Origin of the sequence: Loigolactobacillus backii (assembly GCF_001663675.1) — a bacterium.
Classification (GTDB): Bacteria; Bacillota; Bacilli; order Lactobacillales; family Lactobacillaceae; genus Loigolactobacillus; species Loigolactobacillus backii.
In genome coordinates, this window is record NZ_CP014873.1 from 829,488 (window position 1) to 854,090 (window position 24,603).

19 protein-coding genes are annotated in these 24,603 nt (G+C 40.3%); 15 read left to right on the forward strand and 4 right to left on the reverse strand.

What is annotated here, in order from left to right:
* Window positions 1-65: 65 nt before the first annotated feature.
* Window positions 66-710 carry an endonuclease III domain-containing protein gene (locus tag AYR53_RS03510; protein WP_068225812.1) on the reverse strand — a complete coding sequence of 215 codons (645 nt, stop codon included), beginning with the start codon at window positions 708-710 and terminating at the stop codon, window positions 66-68.
* A 288-nt stretch (window positions 711-998) separates the two neighbouring features.
* On the opposite strand from AYR53_RS03510, the gene AYR53_RS03515 reads away from it, so the two are divergent.
* Window positions 999-2,189 carry an MFS transporter gene (locus AYR53_RS03515; protein WP_068225813.1) on the forward strand — a complete coding sequence of 397 codons (1,191 nt, stop codon included), beginning with the start codon at window positions 999-1,001 and terminating at the stop codon, window positions 2,187-2,189.
* Between the two features lie 474 nt (window positions 2,190-2,663).
* Window positions 2,664-4,997 carry an HAD-IC family P-type ATPase gene (locus tag AYR53_RS03520; protein ID WP_068279375.1) on the forward strand — a complete coding sequence of 778 codons (2,334 nt, stop codon included), beginning with the start codon at window positions 2,664-2,666 and terminating at the stop codon, window positions 4,995-4,997.
* A 27-nt stretch (window positions 4,998-5,024) separates the two neighbouring features.
* Here AYR53_RS03520 and AYR53_RS13270 read toward each other — a convergent pair.
* Window positions 5,025-6,403, reverse strand: a protein-coding gene (locus AYR53_RS13270) for an IS3 family transposase (RefSeq protein WP_156520035.1) whose coding sequence is annotated in 2 segments (ribosomal slippage) — window positions 5,025-5,914 and window positions 5,914-6,403 — 1,380 coding nt in all. Because the reading frame shifts where the segments join, the coding sequence is not laid out codon by codon here.
* 102 nt (window positions 6,404-6,505) lie between these two features.
* On the opposite strand from AYR53_RS13270, the gene AYR53_RS03535 reads away from it, so the two are divergent.
* The 13 genes from AYR53_RS03535 (at window position 6,506) to abc-f (ending at window position 23,244) form a co-directional block, all read left to right on the forward strand.
* Window positions 6,506-7,165, forward strand: a complete 660-nt coding sequence (locus tag AYR53_RS03535; protein ID WP_068279366.1) for a histidine phosphatase family protein — start codon at window positions 6,506-6,508, stop codon at window positions 7,163-7,165.
* 597 nt (window positions 7,166-7,762) lie between these two features.
* Window positions 7,763-9,130, forward strand: coding sequence for an IS4 family transposase (locus AYR53_RS03540; protein WP_068279363.1), 1,368 nt, complete (start codon window positions 7,763-7,765; stop codon window positions 9,128-9,130).
* A 209-nt stretch (window positions 9,131-9,339) separates the two neighbouring features.
* Entirely contained in the window at window positions 9,340-10,698 is a 1,359-nt protein-coding gene (locus AYR53_RS03545) for an IS4 family transposase (protein ID WP_056973869.1), read from the forward strand.
* 154 nt (window positions 10,699-10,852) lie between these two features.
* Window positions 10,853-11,983: a glycosyltransferase family 2 protein gene (locus AYR53_RS03550; RefSeq protein ID WP_068225816.1), complete on the forward strand. Its 1,131-nt coding sequence runs from the start codon at window positions 10,853-10,855 to the stop codon at window positions 11,981-11,983.
* 485 nt (window positions 11,984-12,468) lie between these two features.
* The gene (locus tag AYR53_RS03555; protein WP_068279360.1) at window positions 12,469-13,593 is read left to right on the forward strand and encodes a DegT/DnrJ/EryC1/StrS family aminotransferase; all 1,125 of its coding nucleotides are present in this window, start codon (window positions 12,469-12,471) and stop codon (window positions 13,591-13,593) included.
* Between the two features lie 12 nt (window positions 13,594-13,605).
* Entirely contained in the window at window positions 13,606-15,117 is a 1,512-nt protein-coding gene (locus tag AYR53_RS03560) for a lipopolysaccharide biosynthesis protein (RefSeq protein WP_068225818.1), read from the forward strand.
* Window positions 15,101-15,700, forward strand: coding sequence for a YveK family protein (locus tag AYR53_RS03565; RefSeq protein WP_068279356.1), 600 nt, complete (start codon window positions 15,101-15,103; stop codon window positions 15,698-15,700). The genes AYR53_RS03560 and AYR53_RS03565 overlap by 17 nt, the downstream gene beginning before the upstream one ends.
* 45 nt (window positions 15,701-15,745) lie before the next feature.
* Window positions 15,746-16,441: a sugar transferase gene (locus tag AYR53_RS03570; RefSeq protein WP_082918546.1), complete on the forward strand. Its 696-nt coding sequence runs from the start codon at window positions 15,746-15,748 to the stop codon at window positions 16,439-16,441.
* A gap of 67 nt (window positions 16,442-16,508) precedes the next feature.
* Window positions 16,509-17,573, forward strand: a complete 1,065-nt coding sequence (locus tag AYR53_RS03575; protein WP_167574656.1) for a glycosyltransferase — start codon at window positions 16,509-16,511, stop codon at window positions 17,571-17,573.
* 21 nt (window positions 17,574-17,594) lie between these two features.
* On the forward strand, window positions 17,595-18,728 hold the full coding sequence (locus AYR53_RS03580) for a glycosyltransferase (protein WP_068279353.1): 1,134 nt from the start codon (window positions 17,595-17,597) through the stop codon (window positions 18,726-18,728).
* A gap of 17 nt (window positions 18,729-18,745) precedes the next feature.
* A complete protein-coding gene (locus tag AYR53_RS03585) occupies window positions 18,746-19,711 on the forward strand; it encodes a glycosyltransferase family 2 protein (RefSeq protein WP_068225822.1) in 966 nt (321 codons plus the stop codon).
* Window positions 19,704-21,068, forward strand: coding sequence for a hypothetical protein (locus AYR53_RS03590; protein ID WP_068225823.1), 1,365 nt, complete (start codon window positions 19,704-19,706; stop codon window positions 21,066-21,068). Before AYR53_RS03585 ends, AYR53_RS03590 begins: the two co-directional genes overlap by 8 nt.
* 673 nt (window positions 21,069-21,741) lie before the next feature.
* Window positions 21,742-23,244 (forward strand): ribosomal protection-like ABC-F family protein, encoded by a 1,503-nt coding sequence (gene abc-f, locus AYR53_RS03595; RefSeq protein WP_068279350.1) that lies wholly within the window; start codon window positions 21,742-21,744, stop codon window positions 23,242-23,244.
* Between the two features lie 150 nt (window positions 23,245-23,394).
* Here abc-f and AYR53_RS03600 read toward each other — a convergent pair whose 3' ends face one another.
* Together AYR53_RS03600 and AYR53_RS03605 are read right to left on the reverse strand one after the other, a co-directional pair.
* The gene (locus tag AYR53_RS03600) at window positions 23,395-23,811 is read right to left on the reverse strand and encodes a hypothetical protein (RefSeq protein WP_068279347.1); all 417 of its coding nucleotides are present in this window, start codon (window positions 23,809-23,811) and stop codon (window positions 23,395-23,397) included.
* Between the two features lie 81 nt (window positions 23,812-23,892).
* Window positions 23,893-24,555: a potassium channel family protein gene (locus tag AYR53_RS03605; protein ID WP_068279345.1), complete on the reverse strand. Its 663-nt coding sequence runs from the start codon at window positions 24,553-24,555 to the stop codon at window positions 23,893-23,895.
* Between the last annotated feature and the right edge of the window lie 48 nt (window positions 24,556-24,603).

The following is a 24,603-nucleotide window of genomic DNA, read 5'->3' on the forward strand; positions in this document are numbered from 1 at the left end:
TAAGTTTGATTATCAGAGTTGGTTGAAAGCTGTTTTCAACTACACTTAAGGCAAGGACTTTTTTATTATTCAGTTAGTTTAAAATCGCCCATAAAGCTTTCGTTCCACTGTAATTGGTTTTTAATTTGTTTACCGAATGTATCAATTAAGGCGTGGAGCTCTTGGGCCTGTTGCCAGTTAAGCTGCCAATCGTTCTCAACGACTTTTTGAAAGGGACGGTACTTAGTGGGCATGGTCAAGCCAAGCCACTTGAATTGGCGCTTGGCGTAGGCATCGACAATGAATACGGGTTTACGGAATCCGTAAAGAAGAATATCGTCGGCAGTTTCATTGCCAATCCCCTTAACGGCAAGCAATTGATTTTGTAATTGTTCTCGTGATAGTTGTTCAATTTTTTGCGGATCATCCTGATAGGTGGCCAGCCAATCGGCGGCCGCCTTAATGTAACCAGCCTTGGTTTTGTATAAACCAGCACGCTGGATGATGGTGGCCAGTTGTTCAATTGTTAATTGGCGAATGACTTGGGGATCATTATTGGTTGCAGCTAATAAATCAACGGCGGCAGCACCAGCGTTATTGGAGTTAGCGTTTTGGATTAAAATTGCGGACCAAATAACTTGAAAAGGTGTTTGCGCCCAGGTTTCAATTTGCATCCAGTTTTGTGGTCCTAAGTGTTCCTCCAATGTATTATATAGTGGTTTTAAATTCATTTTGTGCGACCTTTCGTTGTTTGAACAATAATTATTCTTAGTTTACTTGATTTTGGCCAACTTATTAAGTGATTTGACTTATTGAAATTTTCATGAAATTGGTGTTAAGCCGGGACGAGTTCTTTAATAATAGCTACTTTTAGGTTATACTAGCAACACAAATGGAGGTTGCAACATGTTAAACGATCGTTTATTTCATTGGTTAATTATGCGAATTGAAAATCCTTTCTCGGCTTCAACAAAATTCCGGTAATCTTTATAAATTTTGTTGAAAAGAAGGATTAAATTTTGAATTCAGAAAAAGAATTATCCGGCAAAACTGTTTTATTAATGGCTATTGCCGCTGGTGTTATTGTTGCTAATTTAAACTATATTCAACCAATCGAGGGGCTGATTGCAACTAGCTTTCAAGTCTCAAAGGCGACAGTTGGCGTTGTCGCAATGCTTACTCAGCTTGGTTATGCCTTTGGGCTCCTACTAATTGTACCTCTAGGGGACATCTTTAATCGTTATCATTTAATTCAGGTGATGTTAATTTTATCAATAGTCGCGTTGCTGCTTGCCTTTTGGGCGCCATCCGTGACAATCTTTGGGGCGGCTTCACTGTTAGTTGGAATTACGTCCGTGGCACCGCAAATTATTATTCCCTATGCAGCCTACTTAGCGCCAGATTTACATCAGGGGAAGGTTCTTGGTAATGTTTTGAGTGGTTTGTTAACGGGGATTCTTTTATCCCGTTCAGTTAGTGGATTGCTCGGCAGTATTATGAACTGGCAGTACGTTTACCTGATCGCGGCCTTGGCCTGTGCTATTTTACTAGTTATCTTACACGTTTATCTACCACGTGATCCACGGGCGCACCAAAACTTAAGCTACATTCACGTTTTAGGATCATTACCTAAATTATTACTAAAAGAAAAACATTTACAGGGTTCCGCCATTAATGGTTTTTGCTTATTTGGTGTTTCCAACGTTTTGTGGTCAACCTTGGCCTTTTATTTGGCCGCCCAGTACCACATGGGAAGTGATGTTGCCGGATTACTTGGCCTATTGGGTATTACAGGTGTACTATTTGCTTCTATTATTGGCCGACTCGTTGATCGTTATTCTCCACGAATGACAGTTGGCTTGGGCATTCTTTTTTCGGCGTTAGCTTTTCTTATTTTTGCTAGTCTGGGACACTTCTTTATCGGGTTAATGATTGGAATTGTTTTGTTAGATTTAGGCACGCAGTTTGGCCAGGTTTCTAACCAAGCAATTGTTCAATCGCTGAATCGTGAAGCAAGCAGTCGCAATAACTCAATTTTTATGTTCAGTTATTTTCTTGGCGGTGCGCTAGGAACCTTCTTTAGTACATTTGCTTGGAGTCATTTTGGCTGGGCGGGTGTCTGTAGTGTTGCGGCCATCTTTTTGGTGATTGCACTTGCTGGTCACCTTATTATGAAGGAGCCTAAGCAACTGCGCCAAGTGCAGGAATAAGTTAGCAATGAGTTGTTTTTATTTTACTCTGTGCTAAATAAGTGGTAATTTATAGTTGAATATTCAGCGATGACGTTCGCAAATTTATTACAATCTGTAATTGATGACGTCTACTTAAGAGGGGTGATTCCCTTTTAGGTAGGCGTCTTTTCTTTTTGGAACGTTATGGCAAGGAATAGGTGTTGCTAAATATAATCAGTTCTTACGAATTGAAGAAGAACTTGGCAGCAGTGTTCAGAACTTGAACGTTTTTCAAACATTCTCTAGATTGAAAAATTTTATCGTAATTAAATGGCCAACGTCAGGAGTATTCGAATTATCAGCGGTCTTGGTATGGTTTGGATTGATTTTAATTCGGTTATTGGCGGCAGTAAGGTCACTAAATAAGTAGCAGTTAAATACTTTTAAAATGCGCGTTAAATTTCAGATGTAGGCATACTTTGCTAAAATTCTGTATAAAAAGGAGTGAGCAAAATGATAATAAAAACTAATGTTGATCACCTAGAAGCAAGTTATTCTGGAAGAGGTTTGGATAAGCAAACTGCGCAGAAGTACCAAGCTGCTCACGGGTACAATGCGATTCCAGAAACTAGTGAAAATCCGTTAGTTGGAATCTTGAAGGGGATGTGGGGGTCAACACCATGGTTGCTGGAAGCCGCAATGATTCTTGAGTTACTGTTAGGCAAGGGAACACAGGCATTCTTTGTTTTCGCACTATTGTTATTTTCGGCCGTTGATGGTGAAATTCAAGAATCGCGTGCTAAAAAGGCAGTGGGAACACTGCACCGCCAATTATCAGTTACAGCAAGGCTGCTACGAGATGGTGAATGGCAGTATCAGTCGGCTAAGTGGTTGGTGCCAGATGATATTGTCCGTGTTCACGCAGGCGATATTATTCCGGCCGATTTAGAAATTATTGCCGGAACTGTGGAAGTAGATGAGGCGACACTTACAGGCGAAAGTAAGGCAATTCTGAAAGAAAAAGGTGCTGCACTCTACTCTGCTGCAACGGTTATTCATGGTGAGGCAATTGGCAAGGTAACGAAAATTGGTGTTAATAGCACTTATGGAAAGACTGCTGAATTGTCTAGAACTGAGGAAGCACCTGGTCGTCTTCAAAAACTGCTATTTAATATTGTTCGCTACCTCGCCTACGTTGATGTCGTTTTAGCGGTAATTTTAGTTATTGCGGCAGTATTTCGTGGGACGGCTTGGCAGGAATTACTGCCTTTCTTGGTTATTTTATTTATCGCAACTATTCCAATTTCAATGCCGTCTAGTTTCACTGTTGCCAATTCACTAGAGGCTAAAAATTTAACGCAAGAAAAAGTATTGGTAACTGGTTTAACCGGGATTCAGGAAGCAGCCAGTATGGATGTTTTGCTAATTGATAAAACAGGTACGATCACAAATAATCAACCAAAGGTCGGCCAAATTAAGGTGTTTGGTCAATTTTCGGCCCAGCAAATACTTCAACTTGCTTTAACTGCAACCGACGAAACAGCAGTCGACACTGTTAGCGTGGCACTGGTTAAAGCGGCCGCCACCAATCATTTGGTACCATTTAAACGAACTAAATTCACTGTCTTTGATCCGGCCACCAAAACAGCCAAGGCTAGTTTTGTAGATAATGGTCAAACTCAGGTGGTAATTCTAGGTTCGCCGAATATTATTGCCGCAAGTGTGGTTTTGCAACCCAATTTGGAACACGAAGTAACAACTTTGGCCAGTCGCGGCGCTCGAGTTCTTGCGGTTGCTTTACAAACAGCAAAACAAGCAGAGATCGTTGGGTTAATTGAGTTAGTTGATCAACCACGTGCTGATGCGATTACATCTATTAAGGCGGTTCAAGACCGTGGTGTGCGGGTTATGATGTTGACGGGTGATACATCTTATACCGCGCAAACGATTGCCGAACAGGTTGGAATTGGTTCCCGAATTGGCACGTTAACGGATGCCAAATCCGATCCACTTTCATTTGATGGTTTTGCGGATGTCTACCCACAGGATAAATTAGCAATCGTGAAAAAGTTACAAGAATTAGGCATGGTCGTTGGTATGACTGGTGATGGCGTTAATGATGCGCCGGCGCTACAACGGGCAGATGTCGGGATTGCAGTTGCCAGTGCAACCGATATTGCTAAATCGGCCGCGAAAATTATTTTAACGCGTTCAACGTTGGCCGATATTGTTAAAGTAATCGATGGGGGCCACCGAGTTTATCGGCGAATGATGACTTGGACAATCACTAAACTGTCGCGGACGGCGCAATTAGCGGCACTACTTACCCTAGGTTTTGTGTTTGCTGGTTTCTTCCCTGTATCGTTAAATTTAATTGTTTTTATTGTTATTATGAATGATTGCGTTACTCTGACCTTAGGAACTGATCGTGCCTGGCCAACCAGCATTCCGGAACACTGGGACCTTGGTCAGTTAGGTAAGATTGCTGGTATTTTTGCCGTTTCTTGGGTTGTCGTCGGTTTGGCAATGTTTTGGTACTATTTAGAAGTGGCGCAATTAAGTAATGGCAGGATTAGTACATTAATGTTTGTCTATTTAATTTATAGTGCCATGACAACGATTATTATGACTAGAACTCGTGACCATTTTTGGGAGTACGCACCAAGTAAATCAGTTGGTTGGGTTGTTTTACTGGATATCATTTTGGCAACCATTATGGCCATAACGGGTTTTGTCACGCCCCAAGTTAGCTGGCTATGGGTTTTGACGGTAGTTATAATCGTGATTGTTGCAACTTTAATTTTAGATTGGGTTAAAATGCAATACTATAAAAAAACGGGCATTTGAAGTGAACCCCAAATATTGGACGAAACTTTAAGCGACTTTCTGGGTGGTAAGAACACGGTATTTAACCGGGCTCTTACCACCCAGTTTTGTTTTGATTCGTGTGACATTATAATATTGAATCCAGTTCGATACGGCTAAAGTTAATTCTGCCAAGGTGTCAAACTGTTTTTGGTCATAAACTTCTGCTTTCATGATGTGAAAGAAACTTTCCATCGCTGCGTTATCTAGACAAGTTGCTTTGCGTGACATACTTTGGAAAATACGCTGTTGCTTTAAAATGCGGACCCAACGTGGATTCTGATACTGAAAGCCTTGATCAGAATGAATTGTTGTCCGATAGTTGAGTTGCTTGGGTAGCTTATCGATTGCCATCGTTAAAACATTAGTTGTGAATGCGACCGTTGGGTTAAGCGAGATCTCATAACTCAGGATCTCACTGGAAAATAGATCATAAATACACGTAAAGTAAGCCCGTTCTCCAATTGTTTTATTGCCCCAGCGAAGTTCAGTGATATCAGTTGTTAGCTTTTGATAGGGGCGGTTAGTCATAAAACGGCGATTAAGCCGATTCTTAGCAAGCTTACCAACCGTTCCTTTGTACGAGTTGTACTTGCGGGTTTGCTTATTATACGCCGTTGATAATAGGCCTAGTTCGCGCATTAAACGCAAGACTTTCTTATGGTTGACTACGAGCCCCATGGCCCGTAATTGGCCAGTCACTTGGCGATAACCGGCCGCAGTTGCTTTAGCTTTAATATCCGTAATGGTCTGCTTAAGGACCGCATCAGAATCGCTCTCAACTGGCACATGCTTTATTGCATAGCTATAGGTGCTTTTGGCCATACCCACTACTTTAAGAATCTTACCGAGCTGATAATTGGGCCTTAGTTCTTGGATGATTTGCGCTCGTTGTCTGATTGTGATTGAGCCAAGGCCTTTAATTTTTTTAGATACTCGTTCTCGATCTTTAGTAATTCGTTTTCGTCACGCAAGCGCGCTAATTCGGTTGGTTGTTTCGTCTTCTTGCCTTGTTTATCAGCTGACATGATTTTTGACCGTCCTCGATTACGATACAGGGCATCAAGTCCTTCATTTTCGAAAGTTCGTTGCCATTGCCAGATGGTTGATGGCGCAGAGATATCGAAATTAAGGGCCGTTTCCATTAAGGATGCCTGATTCGTTTTCATCCAGTTTAAAACATTCACCTTAAAAGTGCCATCATAAACTTTCTCTGGTCGCCGTACTTCAAGCCCAGCGGTGCCGAAGCGCTGGTATTGTCGGACCCACTTATTAACGGTCATGTCACTTTTGATCTGGTACTTTCTAGCAATCAATACAATCCCTAACGAAGAAGTGAGATAGTCTTGAACCACCTGCAGTTTAAACTGCTTAGTATATTTAGTCATAGTAAAACCCCCGGTATTGGATTCTGGTCCAATACCGGGGGTTCACTTCAATTTTAGGAACCGAACGGCAGAAATAGTAAAAGAAAGTAGCGGTGATAACGAATGAAGTCGATTGCAATTTATTTGGTTCGACACGGTGAAACTTATTTTAATGTTTTTGGTTACTTTCAAGGCTGGAGCGATACGCCCTTAACGTCAAAAGGAATTCAACAAGCGACGGGGACTGGCCAGCAATTAAGCGGCCAAACGTTTGCTTTGGCCTTTTCCAGCGATGTTGGTCGTGCAATCCAAACTGGGCAAATTATTGCGCAACAGTTCCAGCAGAAGGCCCCAGTTATTACGCCACTTTTACGGGAACATTTTTATGGCTCCTTTGAAGGTCAGGAGATCACACGTACGTGGCAGAAGATAGCAGGCCAGCATCGTTGTCAAAATTATTCGGATTTAGTTCAAACTTATTCTGTCGACAAGGCGCAAGATTTTTTAAGTCAAGCGGACCCAACCAATTTAGCAGAAAGTAGCCAACAATTTTGGCTACGTTTTAATCAAGGGCTAGAATTGATTTTTAAGCAGGCTGTGTCTGGTGCTCAGGTTTTGTTAATCTCGCATAGTTCAGTGATTCGCGCCTTAGTTGCAAAGTACGCGCCAACTTTATTGACCCAACTAACACCAGCAAATGCGGCCGTAACAAAGTTGGTGTTAACTGGTGAAGTGGAAATTCAGATGTTGCAAGTTTGCTACTATAATCGAGCGGTGGATTAACGTTCTTAGATATGAGGAGCATTATTAAAATGAAAAGAATCGCTAAAAGCTAGGACCATTAGGCCGACTTTTAGCGATTCTTTTTTAACGTTCTTTCGTGTTCATTCTGAGGATTTATAGTGTACTTAGTTTGTATTGGGAAATTATTTGTCCCAGTATTTTTGGGCTAATCTAGGGAGTGTTTGAGAAAGTAGATTCCTGTGGTGACCAAGACGAACTTAGTCGAGGAAACACAGTTATGGATTTAATAACTATGCTTTTTGGCGACCTATGTCTTAGTTGAATGGAACACCGGATGGAGAATCAAGATTATTAGCGCATTTGACAGGATATGACGTCGAATTCCGAAAAGTAAGGTTGCATTATTTAGAAAGAAAATAATTATTTAAAATACGCTATTTTAATTAAAGCTCAACATAAAACTAGTTTGGCAGCCAACTAAAATGGCATAATTTAAATAATGAACTAAACCGTGAAAGTTCAAAACCCAGCTAAACCCTGATTGCACTAGGTTATTTTAGCCCAAAATTAAACACAAGCAGCTCCTTGAAGTATACTTGAGTCGTCTAAACCACGATACAAAGGAGTGCTTGTGCTATGGCTAGTATACCGCAAAATAAAATTGAAAAATCAAGTTTTAAAATAATTACCCAATTTTGTGCCTTGGCGCACCTACCAGCTTTGGTCCGCTTGCTCAATGATCACCGCCATTCTAACGTTTCACTAACTGCAATCTTGATTTGGTTACTCAAGGTTATTTTCCAGCGGCGGACACTTTACCGAGCAGAAGCACCAGGCATGTGTACCAAACGCACGGTCTACAATATCTTGAATGACGGTCGGATCAATTGGCAACGGCTTAGTTGTTTATTGGCACAACGGGTGATTACTGGCCTAGCACAGTGGCTCGACGCCCGCAAAAGTGGTGCGCTGATCATTGATGACACCCTGATCTCACGACTGAATGCGAAACAAACCGAGCTTTTAGCCAACACCTTCGATCATGATCGGCAACGCTACTTAAAAGGTTACCGTGGTTTGACCTTGGCTTGGAGTAACGGCCAGCTCGTGTTGCCAGTCACGACGGCAGTTTTGTCGTCACAGAAAGCACGTAATCGGGTGGGCACACCAGCTAAAACTTTAGATCAACGCACCTTAGCCGGACAACGGCGGGCCCAAGCGATGCGGCCAATGCCAGCGGTCGCACTAGAACTGATCAAGCAAGCGCGGGCAAATAGGCTCAAAGCTAAATATGTGCTATTCGATAGTTGGTTTACCTCGCCTAAAATGTTTGCGGCGTTAAACGACCAAAAGTTGATCGGTATTGGCATGCTTAAACGGACCAAGAAGATCTATTACCGCTATCGTGGCCGCCAATACACCGTCAAAACGCTCTATCAGTACTTACGTCAGTCGCATCGTCAACCACGAGCCGACTATTTATATAGTTGCGTGGTTCAGGCCGCTACCGCAAAGTTACCGTTACGCTTAGTTTTTGTCGCTAAACGCCATTGCGCCAACGACTACCTGGTGTTAGCGACCACAAAAACCAATCTGACCCCGGCAGCGATCATTCAACTTTATAGTCGCCGTTGGCAGATTGAGAACTATTTTAAGGCCGCCAAACAATATTTACGCCTTGATCAGACTCAGATCCAGGATTATGACGGGCTTTGTGCGCATATGGCTGTGACCATGATGACCTATGATCTGTTGGCTTGGCAACAGCGGCGCCAACCAGGCGACCCAACGATTGGCGATATTTTCTATCAATTGGATACCTTACTGCCGATCATTGATCTGGCGACTGCAATCGGCCAGTTACTAGGTGAGTTGACTAACCTAAAGGTGACTAAATCACCTGCAAACATGACTGCGCAGATCAAGACACTGATTGACCAATTTTTAAATGGCTTATCGATTCAAACTTCGGCGCTGATCACGCTGAGCATGAGCAATAGTTGAAGGTTAATTTTTAGGCTGTAAAGCTTGGTGGACTAAGGGATTACTCGAATTGGAACTTTCACGACTTAGATAATGAACTGAAACTTGAAAGCTAATAATCACGCCAAAGGCGTGTGGTTATTGGCTTTTTTGGCAAAAAAATAAACGCAAGCTCTCCTGCGTTGTATACTTTAGTCGACCAAAACCAAGATACAAAGGAGACTTACGTCATGAATATTATAAGACAAAAAAATACAGAAAACGAGCTTCACAATATTGTTCATCAATTTACTTCCCTCATTGGTCTATCTAAACTCACCAAGTTGGTGAATTATCGCCGGCATTCAGAAATCAGCTTGATGAAGGTCATTGAATGGCTGCTCACGACAAAGTTCCTGGGACGCTCGCTTTATCGAGCCCATGAAACACCTAACTTTACCAGTCGCACCGTCAGAAATAATTTGAACGATGGCCGGATCAATTGGCAACGCTTGATTTGTCAAGTTGGGAGTCATTTAATCAAGCATTTACGACCGTTTATTGACCGCCGGCGGCGGTTAGCATTGATCATTGACGATACACTCTTTTCCCGTGAGTACGCCACCCAAACCGAATTACTAGCGCGAGTCTTTGACCATGACAAACAGTTATATATTAAGGGATACCGGGCTTTAACTTTGGGTTGGAGTGACGCCAATACATTCTTACCGATCAACTTTGCATTAATGTCTTCCAAGAAGCCACAAAACGTCCTTGGAAAATCAGCTAAAACAACCGATCAACGAACAATTGCTGGCCGGAGACGTCGCCAAGCACAGCAAAAAATGAACCTCGTTTCATTGCAACTTGTCAAGCAAGCCCTCGCAAATGGCGTTCTAGCTGACTATGTGTTATTTGATAGCTGGTATAGCTCACCAAAAATGTTCTATGAATTAACCAAGTTGGGATTAAACGGCGTGGGCATGCTTAAACGGTCCAGCAAAATTTACTATCAATATCGCGGACGGCAATATTCAGTTAAAGCATTATACAAGCGACTGCAGGCCTCAAAATATCAACCCAAGCAAGCTTATCAATACAGCTGCTTTGTCGAAGCGCACGTCGGGAACCAAAAATTCAAGCTTCGCTTGGTATTTGTGGCTAATCGGGCCCGTCAAGATGACTACCTAGTACTGGCAACGACTCAGTTAGGCCTTCAGCCACAAGAGATCATTCAACTATACGCCCGAAGATGGCAAATTGAGAATTACTTTAAAGTTGCCAAGCAATACTTGCGGCTCGACAAATCACAAGTTCAAAATTATGACGGGCTTTGTGGGCATTTAGCAATTGTCATGATGACTTATGACCTATTAGCTTGGCAGGAACGGCAAAATCAGGATGATCGCACCATTGGGGATTTATTCTTTATAATGAACGAAGCCATGCCAGATATTGAGTTGTCTCAAGCACTGGTATGGCTTCTAAATTCGTTAAAAACGATTATTAATCATGAAGTTTATGCAAGAAGAGCCCAAATTATTCAGATGATGAATCAGTTCTTCACATTTTTGCCGAAACGGTTAGTTTCGCTGTTAACAGCAAGCTAAATGGTTAAATTAATTAAAATATGCCCTGTGATACCAAGGGATCAGTCTGTCTTCATACTTTCAAGTTTCAGTAATGAATTTAACTTACACTGTACTTAGTAATAGAGGCAAGTTTCAAAAACAACCGTTTTTTATAACGTAAGGGGGAAGTATAATGGCGATCAATATTATTGCTGGAGAAATCTTAAAGCGAATGAAACTTAATCAGTTAATTTATAAAAATCAGTTATTTAATGCGGCACTAACTAATGGCATTACTAATGAGTTACCTGATGAGCAAATGGCTACTGCCCATTTATCAAAAGCCAGTCCTAAGCCAGTTGGAAAAAGTTACAGTTCAAAGGGGCGTTTCCCGGTTAAATACGATTTAGAGATTATTGTGGCCGCGTATAATGCCGAACCTTACATTGATGACTGTATTGGATCGATTGTAAATCAAAAAACGGATTACTCCTTTTCAGTTACGATAGTTAATGACGGCTCGACTGATAATACGCTCCAATTTTTAAAAAAATATGAAACAATTTCAAACGTTAAGGTTATTGATCAGGCCAATCGAGGGTTTGCCGGTTCCCGTAACCGTGGATTGGACGCTACAGAAGGTCGCTATTTAATGCTGATCGATTCGGATGATAAATTAGCAGAAAATGCCGTTCAAAGGCTTTTAGAGGCCGCCTTTTCCACCGATTCTGATATTGTGGAAGGTAGTTATCTTCGGTTCCATAAGGATAATAATATTTTGACCCGTAACATTCATAATGATGGAGAAAATGTTGCTGCCCTAGAAAACCTGAACGGATTTCCGTGGGGTAAGGTAATTAAAAGTAACTTATTTGAGAATGTTAGATTTCCCAAAGACTATTGGTTTGACGATACGATTTTTCGTTATTTAATTTTCACTCGGTGTCAAAAGGCAACAACGATTAGCGACATCGTCTACTGGTACCGGCGTAATAAAAATGGTATTAGCCGGCAATCGCGCAAAAGTTCCAAGAGTATTGATACTTTCTGGGTTACTGAGCAAATGTTTGCTGATATGAAAACACTAGGAATAGTCAAGAAACAGGAACTCTATGATGCAACGTTAAACCAAATTCAACTTAATTTCCGACGAACTAGTGACCTTCCAGTAGAAGTACGTAAAAGTATTTTTGTTCTTTCTACTAAACTACTTAAACAAAATTTTCCGAATTTTAGAACTAAGAATTCTGTGTACCAGGATTTAGAAAATGCGTTGTTAGAGCGAGATTATCAAAGTTACCATTTATTTTGTACCTTAGTTTAAAAAATTATCAGTTTAATTATGGAGAAGGCTACTAGACTTAGTCCCACAATATTGTGGGACTAAACCTAGTAGTCTTCTTTTGCAGCAGTATATGCAAGCAAACTAACGATTCGCTAAATTTCTAGCGAATTTTGCTGTTCTAGATGCTATTTAATTTCATACGTACTAGCTAAAAAAGGCCACTGGATTAACGTTTATAAGGTAATCTCTAATCAAAGTAGCATTTTTACCACTCTATTTAAATGAATAACTTATAGGTAAGATAGATTTATAGCTGACTGTTATCCGCTAAAAATAATAGTTTCTATAAGGTGTATATTTATTGTTTGGCTATATTTTTCCCACTATAATGAGTGAAACGCTAAATATAGGAAAAAATGAAAATCATTTATTCCTTAGTGAATCAGGAAGTTGTTAATCGCCAAAGCTTAACACTAATAAAAAAATTGATATTACTTAATTTTATGTGAAGGAAGGCCAAAAAAATGAGCAAAAAAATTTTAGTAACGGAATCTACAATGCCATCACTTACAGAATACATCGAGGAAATTACTGATTTGTGGCAAAGCAAATGGTTAACCAATGAAGGTGTAAAAGTTCAGAAGCTTACCAAACAACTTAAAAATTATTTGGAAGTAGACAGCCTTTCGTTGGTAACTAATGGTCACACGGCTTTAGAACTGGCCTTAGCAGCATTTGACCTACATGGTGGCGAAGTCATCACGACGCCGTTCACTTTTATTTCCACAACTAACGCAATCTGCCGGGCAGGACTGACACCAGTTTTTGCGGATATAGATCCCGAAACGTTTACGCTTGATCCCGCTAAAGTAGAGGCCTTGATTACACCTAGAACCAAGGCAATTTTGCCCGTTCACATTTACGGTAATGCTTGTGATGTTGAGGCGTTCGCCGATCTTGCTACTAAATATAACCTTAAATTAATTTATGATGGTGCCCATAGTTTTGGAACCAAATATTTTGGCAAGAGTCTTGGTCAGTTTGGCGATATTACAACCTACAGTTTTCACGCCACTAAATTGTTTAATACGATTGAAGGTGGTGCAATCGTTGCCAACGATGAGCAAATCCATAATCGACTCACACAATTAAAAAACTTTGGTTTAAAAAATGGTGAGCCAGTAGAAATTGGTTTAAATGGTAAAATGAATGAATTTTCCGCAGCAATGGGACTTTGTAATTTACGGCAAAACGACGCCATGATTGAGCAGCGTAAAATGCGGTATCAGTACTATTATGAACGATTACAGAATATCCCTGGGATTCAATTAAATCCGCAGCAGAATGGAATAGAAAGTAACGCCGCCTATTTCCCAGTTTTATTCCATGATACGTTTGGCTGTTGCCGGGAAACGATTATTGATCGTTTGATGAAACAAAATATTTTCCCACGTAAATATTTTTACCCATTAACAAGCGAATCACCTAGTATTCAAAATAATTATCCAATTCAGGCAACACCAATCGCACACGATTATGCACAGCGCGTTTTAACCTTACCACTTTACCCCAACCTTGAGTTTGAAATAATTGATCAGATTTGTCAGATCATTATCGATAGCGGCCAATTGGAAGCAAATGCTTCGTAAGGATGTGATGATATGGCACAACCAACTAGTTTACGGTTAAAGGCAATTAACGGCTTTTTATGGACTGGTGTAGAGCTATTAGGAAATCAAGGATTAAAGTTAGTCATTCAAATATTTCTGGCCCGCTTATTAATTCCAGCGGATTTTGGTGTTATTGGGATGATTAACATTTTTATCGCACTTTCTCAATCTCTAATCGATAGCGGGTTTCAAAATGCGTTGATTCGAGAGAAGAAAATCACAATGCGAGCCTGCACAACAGTGTTTGTTTTCAATATTCTCTGCGCAGCATTACTTTATGGGCTACTATTTGCCAGCGCACCACTAATTGCTGATTTTTATAAAACGGGGATTTTAGTACCGGTTATTCGAGTAGTTAGTAGCATCTTATTGATTAATTCATTAAGTCTAATTAGTCGTACCATCTTAGCACGGGAGTTAAATTTTAAAGTGCAAATGAAAATCACACTAACTGGATCCGTCGTTTCAGGTGGATTAGCTATCGGTCTAGCATTAGCGGGCTTTGGTGTTTGGAGTATTGTTTGGCAAATGGTTGTGACACAAATTTGGCAGACCATTGGATTTATGATCGCTGCAAAATGGTGGCCTAAATGGGAATTTGATTTTAAAGCATTAAAAAAAATGTACAGCTTTGGCTGGAAATTAACCGCCGCGGGATTAATTAACACAACCTATAATAACTTACTTTACGTTGTGATTGGTCGTTTCTTTTCAGTTACCACACTTGGTTACTTTACAAACGCTGAAAAAATTAGTCAGATGACGACTGATTCGACGACCGTAGCTATTCAAAAGGTGAGTTATCCGGCCTTGAGTAAAATTCAATCCGATAAGGTGGCCCTACACAATGGTTATCGCCGGGTGATTCTGCATACAATTTACTTTATTTTTCCACTGATGATCGGAATTGGTGCATTAAGTAAACCGATTTTAGTACTTGTTTTTGGACAACAGTGGGCACCAGCGGCTCCGTTCCTATTGCCGCTTTGTCTGGCAGGGATATTTTTCCCCTTACAGGCGATTAACTTAAATATATTACAGATATTTGGTCGTTCGGATCTTTTCTTACGATTAGAAGTGATTAAAAAAGGTGTCGGCCTGGGATTGTTTGGCCTAGTTTACCTCCTACAACTAAATATTATGGTACTAATTTGGTTGTTAGTTGTTCACGCACTGTTTTCTTTCGTACTTGACTCATTTTATTCTGGGCGCTTTGTGTCCTATACAACTTTTCAGCAAATTAAAGATAGTCTGGTAATTTTAGGATTAAGCGGCTTTATGGGAGTTAGTGTGGCGGGATTGCATTACTTCCTCGGGCAAATCACCTGGATTAATCTAATGATTGAAGTGACGTTTGGTGTAGGAATCTATCTAGTAGGTAGCCATTTACTACGCATCAATGAATTTAAATCTTATTTGGCCATTTTTGGCCGATTATTCCAAACAGGTTTTAAGGACCGTTTCATGAAGAAGGGAGCAATTAGCGATGACGAAGATAGTTGATAAAAATGGCCTTTTTAAGGTTATAAAACGTTGGTGGTGGTTAGTAATAGTCGTTACTGGTGACGGAATTTTTGCCGGTTGGGCCGCAACTAATTATTTAATTAAACCCCAGTTTCAATCGGTCAGCGAGTTAGTTTTACGACCTAAAAAAAGTGCACCTCAAGATATGAGTGGTGAGCAAATTAACACGACTGTAGCCGGTTATCAAGATTTGGTAAAAAGTAATTTTGTACTTAATCCATCTAGACAACAATTACGTGAAAATGGAATTTCGGTTAATGCTAATTCGTTAGCTAATAATGTCAGTATTCAACACCAAGAAAATTCTAATTTATTTAGACTAATTGTTACTGCTGATACTGCGCGGAAGGCCCAGCAAATAAACCAAACACTTAGCAAAGTTTTTGCTAAAAGGGCAAATACACTTTCAGTTACATTACGGCCAATCAGAATCTCGCAGGCCCAATATAGTGGTGAATCGATTGCACCCAGCAGCTCATTTAATATGATGGTTGGTGGCCTAATTGGACTAATGATTAGTAGCCTGCTTCTGGTAGTAGTTGCTTGGCGGCGATCAAGTTAGTAGTGAAATCGGTAGTCGTTCAAGGTTAAGGAAGGAAGTTACGGTATGAAAAAGGCAGATGAGAAATATACGTCCTCAGTTTCTAAAAATATCGAAGCTATGACGACTAATAACCGTAAAGAATCGCAGGTTTATCAATTTAGTAAGCGGGGGCTAGACATTATTTTGGCAGGCGGCGGATTGGTTGTTGGCCTACCATTGATCTTAATTATCAGTGCTTTTAGCAAAATCAGCGACCCCAGAAGTCCCGTTTTCTTTTCACATGTCCGCCAAGGGAAGAATCAACGCGGTTTTAATGTTTATAAATTTCGCACAATGATTTGTAACGCCGAACAGACATTAAAGCAAGACGAAAAGTTATACGCCGAATTTATTCGTAATGGGCATAAGTTTCCTGAAGGCAAAGATCCGCGCATTACCCGCTTAGGTCGTTTTTTACGAAAAACAAGTTTGGATGAGCTACCTCAATTATTTAATGTTTTAAAAGGTGATATGAGTGTTGTTGGGCCACGGCCAATTACTTCTGAAGAGTTAAAACATTATGGGAATAAAACGGCGCTATTACTAGCAGTTCGGCCTGGTTTGACCGGTTACTGGCAAGTTAATGGTCGTAGCGATGTTCAGTATCCAGAGCGTTGTGAATTAGAGTTATTTTATGTCCGTCATCGCAGTATGCCGTTTGATCTTAAAATTATTGGCCAAACTGCCTTAACGGTTGTAACGAGGAAAGGAGCGCATTGATATGGACGAAAAGAAGAAATTATTACTTATTGCCGAAACAATGAGTGGCGGTGTTTGAAGGCATTTGGTGGATCTTATTCAGGCTTTAGACCAAAATACTTTTGACATTACTTTATTTTATGGAACGCGCCGAGTTGATGCGGCCTTTACGAAAGTAAAATCTCAACTGGAGTCTGTTGCAACGCTAATTCCCTGTGAAGCGCTTGGTCGTGATATTGATTTGTATCAAGATGGGGTTGCTTTTTACCAATTATTAAAAGTAATTCGAAAATTACGACCAGATATTGTTCACTGTCATTCTTCTAAGGCAGGAATTTTAGGCCGTTTAGCGGCCAAGACTTGCCGGGTAGACAAAGTCTTCTATACACCACATGCATTTTCATTTCTTGCTCCAGAATTTAGTAAGCAGAAAAGATTTGTTTTTATCCAAATTGAACGCTTTTTAAGCAGAGCCGCAACAACTCGAATTTTTGCCGTCTCTAACGGAGAACGCACACGAGCGGTGTTGGCTAAGATTGATCATCAAAAAAAATTCAAGGTTATCTATAATGGATTACCCAAAAGCGAACAACGATACCGCGGCTATATCCGGCGTGAATTGAATATCCCTGCTGATGCAATCGTGATTGGAAACAATTCGCGCTTGTGTGAACAAAAAGATCCCTTCACTTTTGTCAAAATTGCAGAGAAAATCACGCAAAAATATCCTCAAATTCATTTTGTTTATGTGGGAGATGGTCCCTTGTTCAAAGAGGTTTCAGACTACGTAGCTAAAAATAATTTAGGTGGTCAAGTACATCTAATGGGTTACCGATCGGATAGTGAACGTTTGGTTACGGGTTATGATTATTTTCTATTACCTTCCCTTTATGAAGGTTTACCATACGCACCGTTAGAGGCACTGCGCGCCCATATTCCTGTTATTGCTTCACGAGTTGTTGGCAATACCGAAGTTGTTCAAGAAGGCGTTAACGGCTACCTATTCGATGCAACGGACATTAAACAAGCAGTTTTGATGGTAGAAAAAGCAATCCAACAGGAATTATGCAAGGAAACAATTCAAAAGGATTTTCAAAAGCGCTTTTCTTTAGAACAGATGGTTGCTCAAATTTCCGAAGCCTATGGGACCTAATTATTAAGACGGAGGTGCGTTATGCAGACCATTGAATTACTTTATTTTGTTGATACACTAGCGCTTGGCGGTATTCAATCGTTGTTAAAAGAGTATATTGACCATTTTCCAAAAGGACAAATCAATGTCACTATCTTGACCCTTGATGAAGATCCGCCAAGTCCACTAGAAATAGAACTCCAAAAAAAAATAACTATTCAGCGCTTGGTGGGGGTAAAACTTAAAACACCCCTAGATTTTTTGAAATTTGAAACTAAGCTTAAGCAATATTTTAAACAACATTCGAATTTTGATATTGTTCACGCCCACGCTTCGAGCAAAAGTTTTCAATTGTTACGCCAGGCAAAAATAGCTGGAATACCAGTTAGAATTATTCATTCACATAGTACAGAATTTACAAGTCAGAATTTTGCCAAACGGGCTGTGGGCAATCTTTTGAAACAGCCTGTCAAACAGGCCGCAAACACATATTTTGCCTGTTCACAGCTTGCAGGTAGTTGGTTGTTTGGTGATAAAAGCTCATTTGAAGTTATTCCTAACGCTATTTCATTAAAGGCATTTCAATTTTCACCGGCCACGCGTAAACACGAGCGGGCTAAGCATCAGTTAACTGGAAAAAAAGTTTTTGCTCACTTTGGCCGCTTTACGGCTTCTAAAAATCACCGGCAGTTGTTGACCTTGTTTGCAGCATTTTGCCAAAAGGAAGCCAATGCATACTTACTACTTGTGGGGAATGGTGAATTAATGGCCCAAGTAAGAGAGCAAGTACAGCAGTTAGAGCTGCAATCTAAGGTTTCCTTTCTAGGTTACCGAACGGATGTGGCCGAACTATTGCAGGCCTGCGATGTCGTTTTACTACCGTCGTTTTACGAAGGGCTACCAATTATCTTATTAGAGGCCCAGGCTGCAGGGGTTCCCTGTGTCGTTTCCGATAGAGTAACGACCGAAGTTTCACTAGCCCCAAACTATGAGGCTATTTCATTAGATGCACCGACTGTTGCCTGGACCCAAGCAATGCGGCGTGCATTAACTCAGCCATTAATTCAGCGAAAAAGTGGGCTTAATTACGTTCGCGCCGCTGGCTATGATATTAATGAAGCTGCTCCCCAAATGTTGCAACTTTACCGGCAATTGATAACTGAAAATAATTCCTAAATAAAGAAGGTGAATGTATGTTAATTAGTGTGATTGTCCCGTTTTTTAATGCCAGACAATATGTTCAAGGTTTTGTACGGGATATGGCCGCGCAGACGTGTCAAAATTATGAATTAATTTTGATTGATGATGGCTCGACTGATGGTAGCCAAAAGCACCTTTTAAAGTTATTGCAACGAAAAAAAATACCAACTAAAATGTTGCAACAGTCACAAAATCAGGGTGTCTCTGCCGCAAGAAACCTAGGCCTAGAACATGCCCAGGGCGATTACGTTATCTTCAGTGACATTGATGATCACCTACGTTCTAATTACTTAGCGCGATTAAGTGAAACGGCAATGAAAACCCAACAAGATTTGGTCGGCTGTTGTGCTTTAAAAGTAAACCAAAAAGGCCAGTCAGAAAAAATCGGTCAGGCCGCAGAATATGCCACGCAAAAGGCACTTTTAACTGCATTCTTAGATGATCAGTTACCAATTAATCTGTGGACTAAGTTAATCAAACGTAAAGTTGCTAAACAAGTTAGATTTTTAGAAGATATCAAAATTAACGAAGATAAGCTATATCTTTATCAAATCTGTCGGTTAATTACAAAAGCAACTTTCATAGATGATATTTTATATGAATATCATTCTAATCAGGGCTTTAATTCACGAAATCCGAATGAGAATTTTAACCCAATCGTATTTGATATCGGCCGTGTCTCCCGCCTAATTTATTCAGATAGTCCTCACTACGCGCAAGAGCTGGCAAACAAACATTTTTATAGAAGTCAAATGATTCTCTTACGTTCATTAATACGGGCAAAAGATGGGCCAACTAATTTTTCTACCCAATTGCACGAGCTACATCAAGAGCTCACACAAAGTACTTACCGTAAACTTGAATTGGCAAGAATGGAACGAATTGAGGGCTGGTTATTTAACAATTTCTGGTCCATATATCAAATAATCATTAGATCGGGTGTGCGTGCCTATGGCTAAAATTAAAGGTAACATCATTTCTATACTGGCTTTTCTTATCGGCCTATTTGCTTGTTGTGACTCAATTTATTTCTTACTAGTTGGGATTACGCCTATTCTTTGGGTATATGTTTTTAGTTTCTTATTATTATTTTACCTTTGTATTAGTGATCGAAAGCGACTCATTTCTGGGTTTAAACGCGTCAGTGGTTGGTATTGGCTCTTTCTAGCTTCTTGTTTTCTTTCAATCATACCAACGGCAATCACCTTTGTTTATAAACCAGTTGTTTTTAAAAGCTTTTTTACCGGTCAATTTATGTTAATCTTGGCAACCTTCGTCTACTTAGCAGTTTTATGTCTACTCGATCGCTTAAGCATCGTGTATAAGGGCGTTTGGTTTGGCATTATCGCCAATGTTATTATGGCAGTTTTACAGTACATTGGTTTTACTACCGGCCGCTTTATAACACTTTATAACCTATTTCCACAGAAAGATTACTACGTTTCACTGCCATGGAACGCACAATTGAGAGAAATTACGGATATTAATTTCTTAACAACGTACCGTGCTTCGGGGCTTTACTTGGAAACGTCCTACTACGCAGTCTTTTTAATCGCTGCATTGTTAGTTGCGTTATATTTTCAAAAGATGGGCTTCTTCCATTGGCTTATACTCCTTCTATTATTTAGCTTTTTGATTATTTCTTCATCGGCAAATACTGCTTTACTGATTATTTTATTCATTGCCTTTCTGATTATTCAACGTAAATATATTATTCAGTCGTTAACGTATAGCAGTTTATCGCTTTTGATTATTGGGGGGACAGCAATATTCGGCCTTTTATTTATAAATTTTGCGAGTATTATTGATTTCTTCCAATCAAATCACGTAATGACTTCATTAATTGAGTCAGTAAGAACAATGAATTTGCAGGATCAAGGTAATCAGGAACGTTATCAAAATATGATGACTGTCCTGGGCCTGTATCAGAAAAATTGGTTTGGTGTTGGCTTTAACATGTTACCTAGTTATATCGAACAAACAATTGGGTCACAATTACGGTATAACACCGCCTTTAATTGGTTTATTAATCTGTTATTAGAAGTTGGTCCGTTGGGTGTCAGTCTTTATTGCTTAATGGTATTTAGTTGGATTAGAAAAAATTTGCTGGCCGGCCGGTTAGGCTTACTAATTAGTATCAGCCTAATTGGGGTTACTGCAGTACAGTTTGCCAATGGGGTTAAACTTTTCCCAATTTTCCTAATCTTATTTGGTGCCGCAACCTTGAATGCTGAAACTGCTAAGTCCACTCAAAAGAAATTGAAGTCAACGTCTGACAAAGGTGAGTACTTGCTGCCACAGACTTTAGGATACTAGGGAGCAATTCAAAAGGGGATGTGATCATAACCTTGCAATTTAGAATTACATCCAATGCGATCAGATTAGAATAGATTGAGACAGAACCAGGGGCTCAAAGCACGTCACTAATTCAAGTTGTGTTCTCGGCCAGGACGTGCTAAACTAATTTTAATTTAAAACGAAGGGATGTTGATGGGATTGAAGAATACAAGTTGTCGCTAATTGAAATTCGGCCGGTGCAGGGAACTATTCCTGAAGGCTATTTTCGGTGCAACTTGGACTTACTTTGATCACAATAACATCAAGTTTAGGTACTAGAGAGTGTTTGAAAAAGCAGATTCCTGCGGTTGCCATGTTTCAACTTGGCGTCTTTCGCCGTAGTTGAATGGATAACGGATGAAGCATCAAGATTATTAGCGTACTTGGCTAATAATCCTCAATTGCGGAATAGTAGCTACAACAGCCAAATCACCCTTTTCAAAGGTAATTCGTCTGTTTAGGCTGCGATTCGGACTTGGGTTCATCCTAGTCCGATCGACAACGTCAGTAATCCTCGGAATCTAAACGCTTGTCCCAACACTCTCCTAGGACATAATTTGTTAGTTGATCAAAGGACACAGCACTGTGTCCTTTTTTGTGTACCAGAAAATGGGTTTTAGCCGGTCATCACAAGATAATGAGGTGATCAGATATGGGAACAATTCAAATTCAAAATTTAAATTTTCACTATCCAGATATGGCAACAGCAATTTTTAAAAATACAACTTTAAAACTAGATGCCAGCTGGAAACTAGGCCTAATTGGACGTAATGGACGAGGAAAAACGACTTTATTACGCTTATTGTTAGGCCAACTAACTTATGATGGTCAAATTATAACGGATCAAGTCTTTACCTATTTTCCACAAAAAGTCATTGATACTAGCTTGCCTTTTATGACAATTTTACAAACCGATGGTCAAATTGATCTCGGCGAGGAATGGCAAGTTGAGCGCGAATGTGAATTATTGGCTGCTGATCCAGAAATACTTTACCGCCCGTACCGGACGTTAAGTCCAGGCGAGCAGACCAAAGTTGGACTGGCCGCGTTATTTGCGGATAATACACATTTCCAACTGATTGACGAGCCAACTAATCACCTAGACCAATCTGGGCGGGAGATTGTTGCCAAATATCTTCAAAAGAAACAGGGTTTCATTGTGATTAGCCATGATCGATTATTTCTAAACCAAGTGATTGACCATACTTTGGCAATTGAGCGCGCACAAATAACCGTTCAACAGGGTAACTACAGTACTTGGCAACAGGCCAAAAAAGAGCAGGAGCAGTTTGAACAACGAACAGAACATAAATTGCGCCACGACATTAAACGTTTGGAACAAACGTCCGCGCAAAAAAAGCAGTGGTCTAAACAGGCCGAACGCGGTAAGTACGTTAGTCATAAAAGTGAGGAGCACGCTAACCTTGATCGTGGTTTTGTGGGCCACCGTGCGGCCAAAGTAATGAAGCGATCACTGGCAATTCAGAAGCGGTCCACTGCAGCCGTCAAGGCCAAAAAGCAATTATTGCAAAACGTTGAGGAAACAGATGAATTGCCACTTAACTACCAGCCTGAACGAACTAAGCAGGCATTATTGACTATTGAACAGTTAGTTGTTAAGCAGCAACAACCATTAAATCAACCGTTGACTTTCAGTATTTCGCCAGGTGAACGTTTAGTTTTGTCCGGTGCTAATGGAACTGGGAAATCAACTATTCTTAAGGCCATTTTAGGTGAGCAGCGATTAATTGCTAGTGGAAATGTTAATTTGGCGACTAGTCATTACTCATATTTGGCCCAAAGATTTTCTGAACTAACTGGTAGCTTATCTGAATTTGCCGCAGAAAAGCAAGTTGATTTAACGCAGTTATTAACGGTTCTGCGAAAATTAGGTTTTGAACGGCAATTATTTAGTAAACGAATTGAGCAATTCAGTATGGGGCAGAAGCGTAAAGTGGCACTGGCCCGCTCGCTGTGTGAACCGGCAGAACTTTACGTTTGGGATGAACCGCTAAATTACTTAGACGTTTTAACGCGGGAGCAGATTCAACAATTGGTTTTAGATTACCAGCCAGCAATGTTACTGGTCGATCATGACCGAATGTTCACTGCGGCTGTTGCCACACAAAAAATCGAACTGAAAAGTATAAGTTGAGTAAATAAAAATAGTAGGCGGCTGGGACAAAAGTCCTGACTGCCTACTATTTTTGGGCATTACTCTAGAACGTGCGCCAAAAGTCTGGGCTCACGTTACGCAGTGAACCCAAAACCGACTTTTGTCCCACTCCTAAATATTTTTAGTGGATTAGAAAGTTAAACGATTAGTGCCATTACCTAGGCCAAGGTCAACCTCAGTCGAGTGAATGTGGATTTCATAGACAGCTAATTGATCGCCAATTAGGTTAAGTACCTTATCAAAACCGGGAATTTGTTTAAGGAAAGTTTCGCGCATTTCGGCCAAAGTTCGTTTTGATGCAATCCCCGTCGCATCGTTGGTTGCTACGTGAGCGTTACCGGAGTCAGGAATCGTTGAAAAGGCGATTCTTTTACTACTTAAAAACTCCTGAACACCTTGTGAATCATGAACTGAAGCAAAATAGACAACTGCGGGTGTTTCTTTTTCCCAAACAAAATTTACAATTCTTAGATTAGGAATATTTTCCAAACTAGTGGCGTACGCTAATTTGTTGGCACCAAGCATTACTTTTTCTAAATCAGTCATTGTTAGATCCTCCCTAAAATTCAGCTAATTTCACCTTTATAATACCAGTTTTTTGGCTAAAACAGCATTACTTTGGCCAAATTAGTTCTTCATTTGCGCGTCTAGTCGGTCCACGGCAGTTGTTGGGCCAACGACTGACAATTCGTCATTTAGCTGAACCAGTGCGTCGCCCGCGGGTGAAACAGTCACTTTATTGCCGTGTTGAATGGCAATAACCGTTAGTCCAAACTGCTGGTGAAAGTTAATTGCCTGAAGTGTTTTACCAGTAAATTTAGGATTCGTAATTTTAATTTCTGCCATCGTTACATCATCATTTAGCGCCAAATAATTTAGAATATTTGGGGACAGCAAGTGATGAGCTACACGTTCGCCCATGTCACGTTCAGGGTGAACAACATGATCGGCACCAATTCGGGTCAAAACACGAGCGTGGGTATTATTTTCTGCCTTGGCAGTGATGTCAGGAACACCTAATTCCTTAACGATTAACGTCACTAGAATATTTGCCTGAATATTTTTACCGATCGATACGATGACGTGATCAAAATTACCAATTCCAAGTGATTTTAAAGTTTCTTCATCCTGACCATCGGCAACAACAACCTGAGTTGCAATATTTGCCAAGCTATTCACGCGTTCTTCATTAATGTCAATTGCCAAAACATCTTGGTGCTCTTGGGCCAACACACGGCAAATGCTGGTACCAAAACGACCTAGGCCGATGACAGCAAAATTTTGTTTCATAAGGTTGGTCCTTTCTGGAAAATATTTTTGGTGCACACTTAAGTTAAG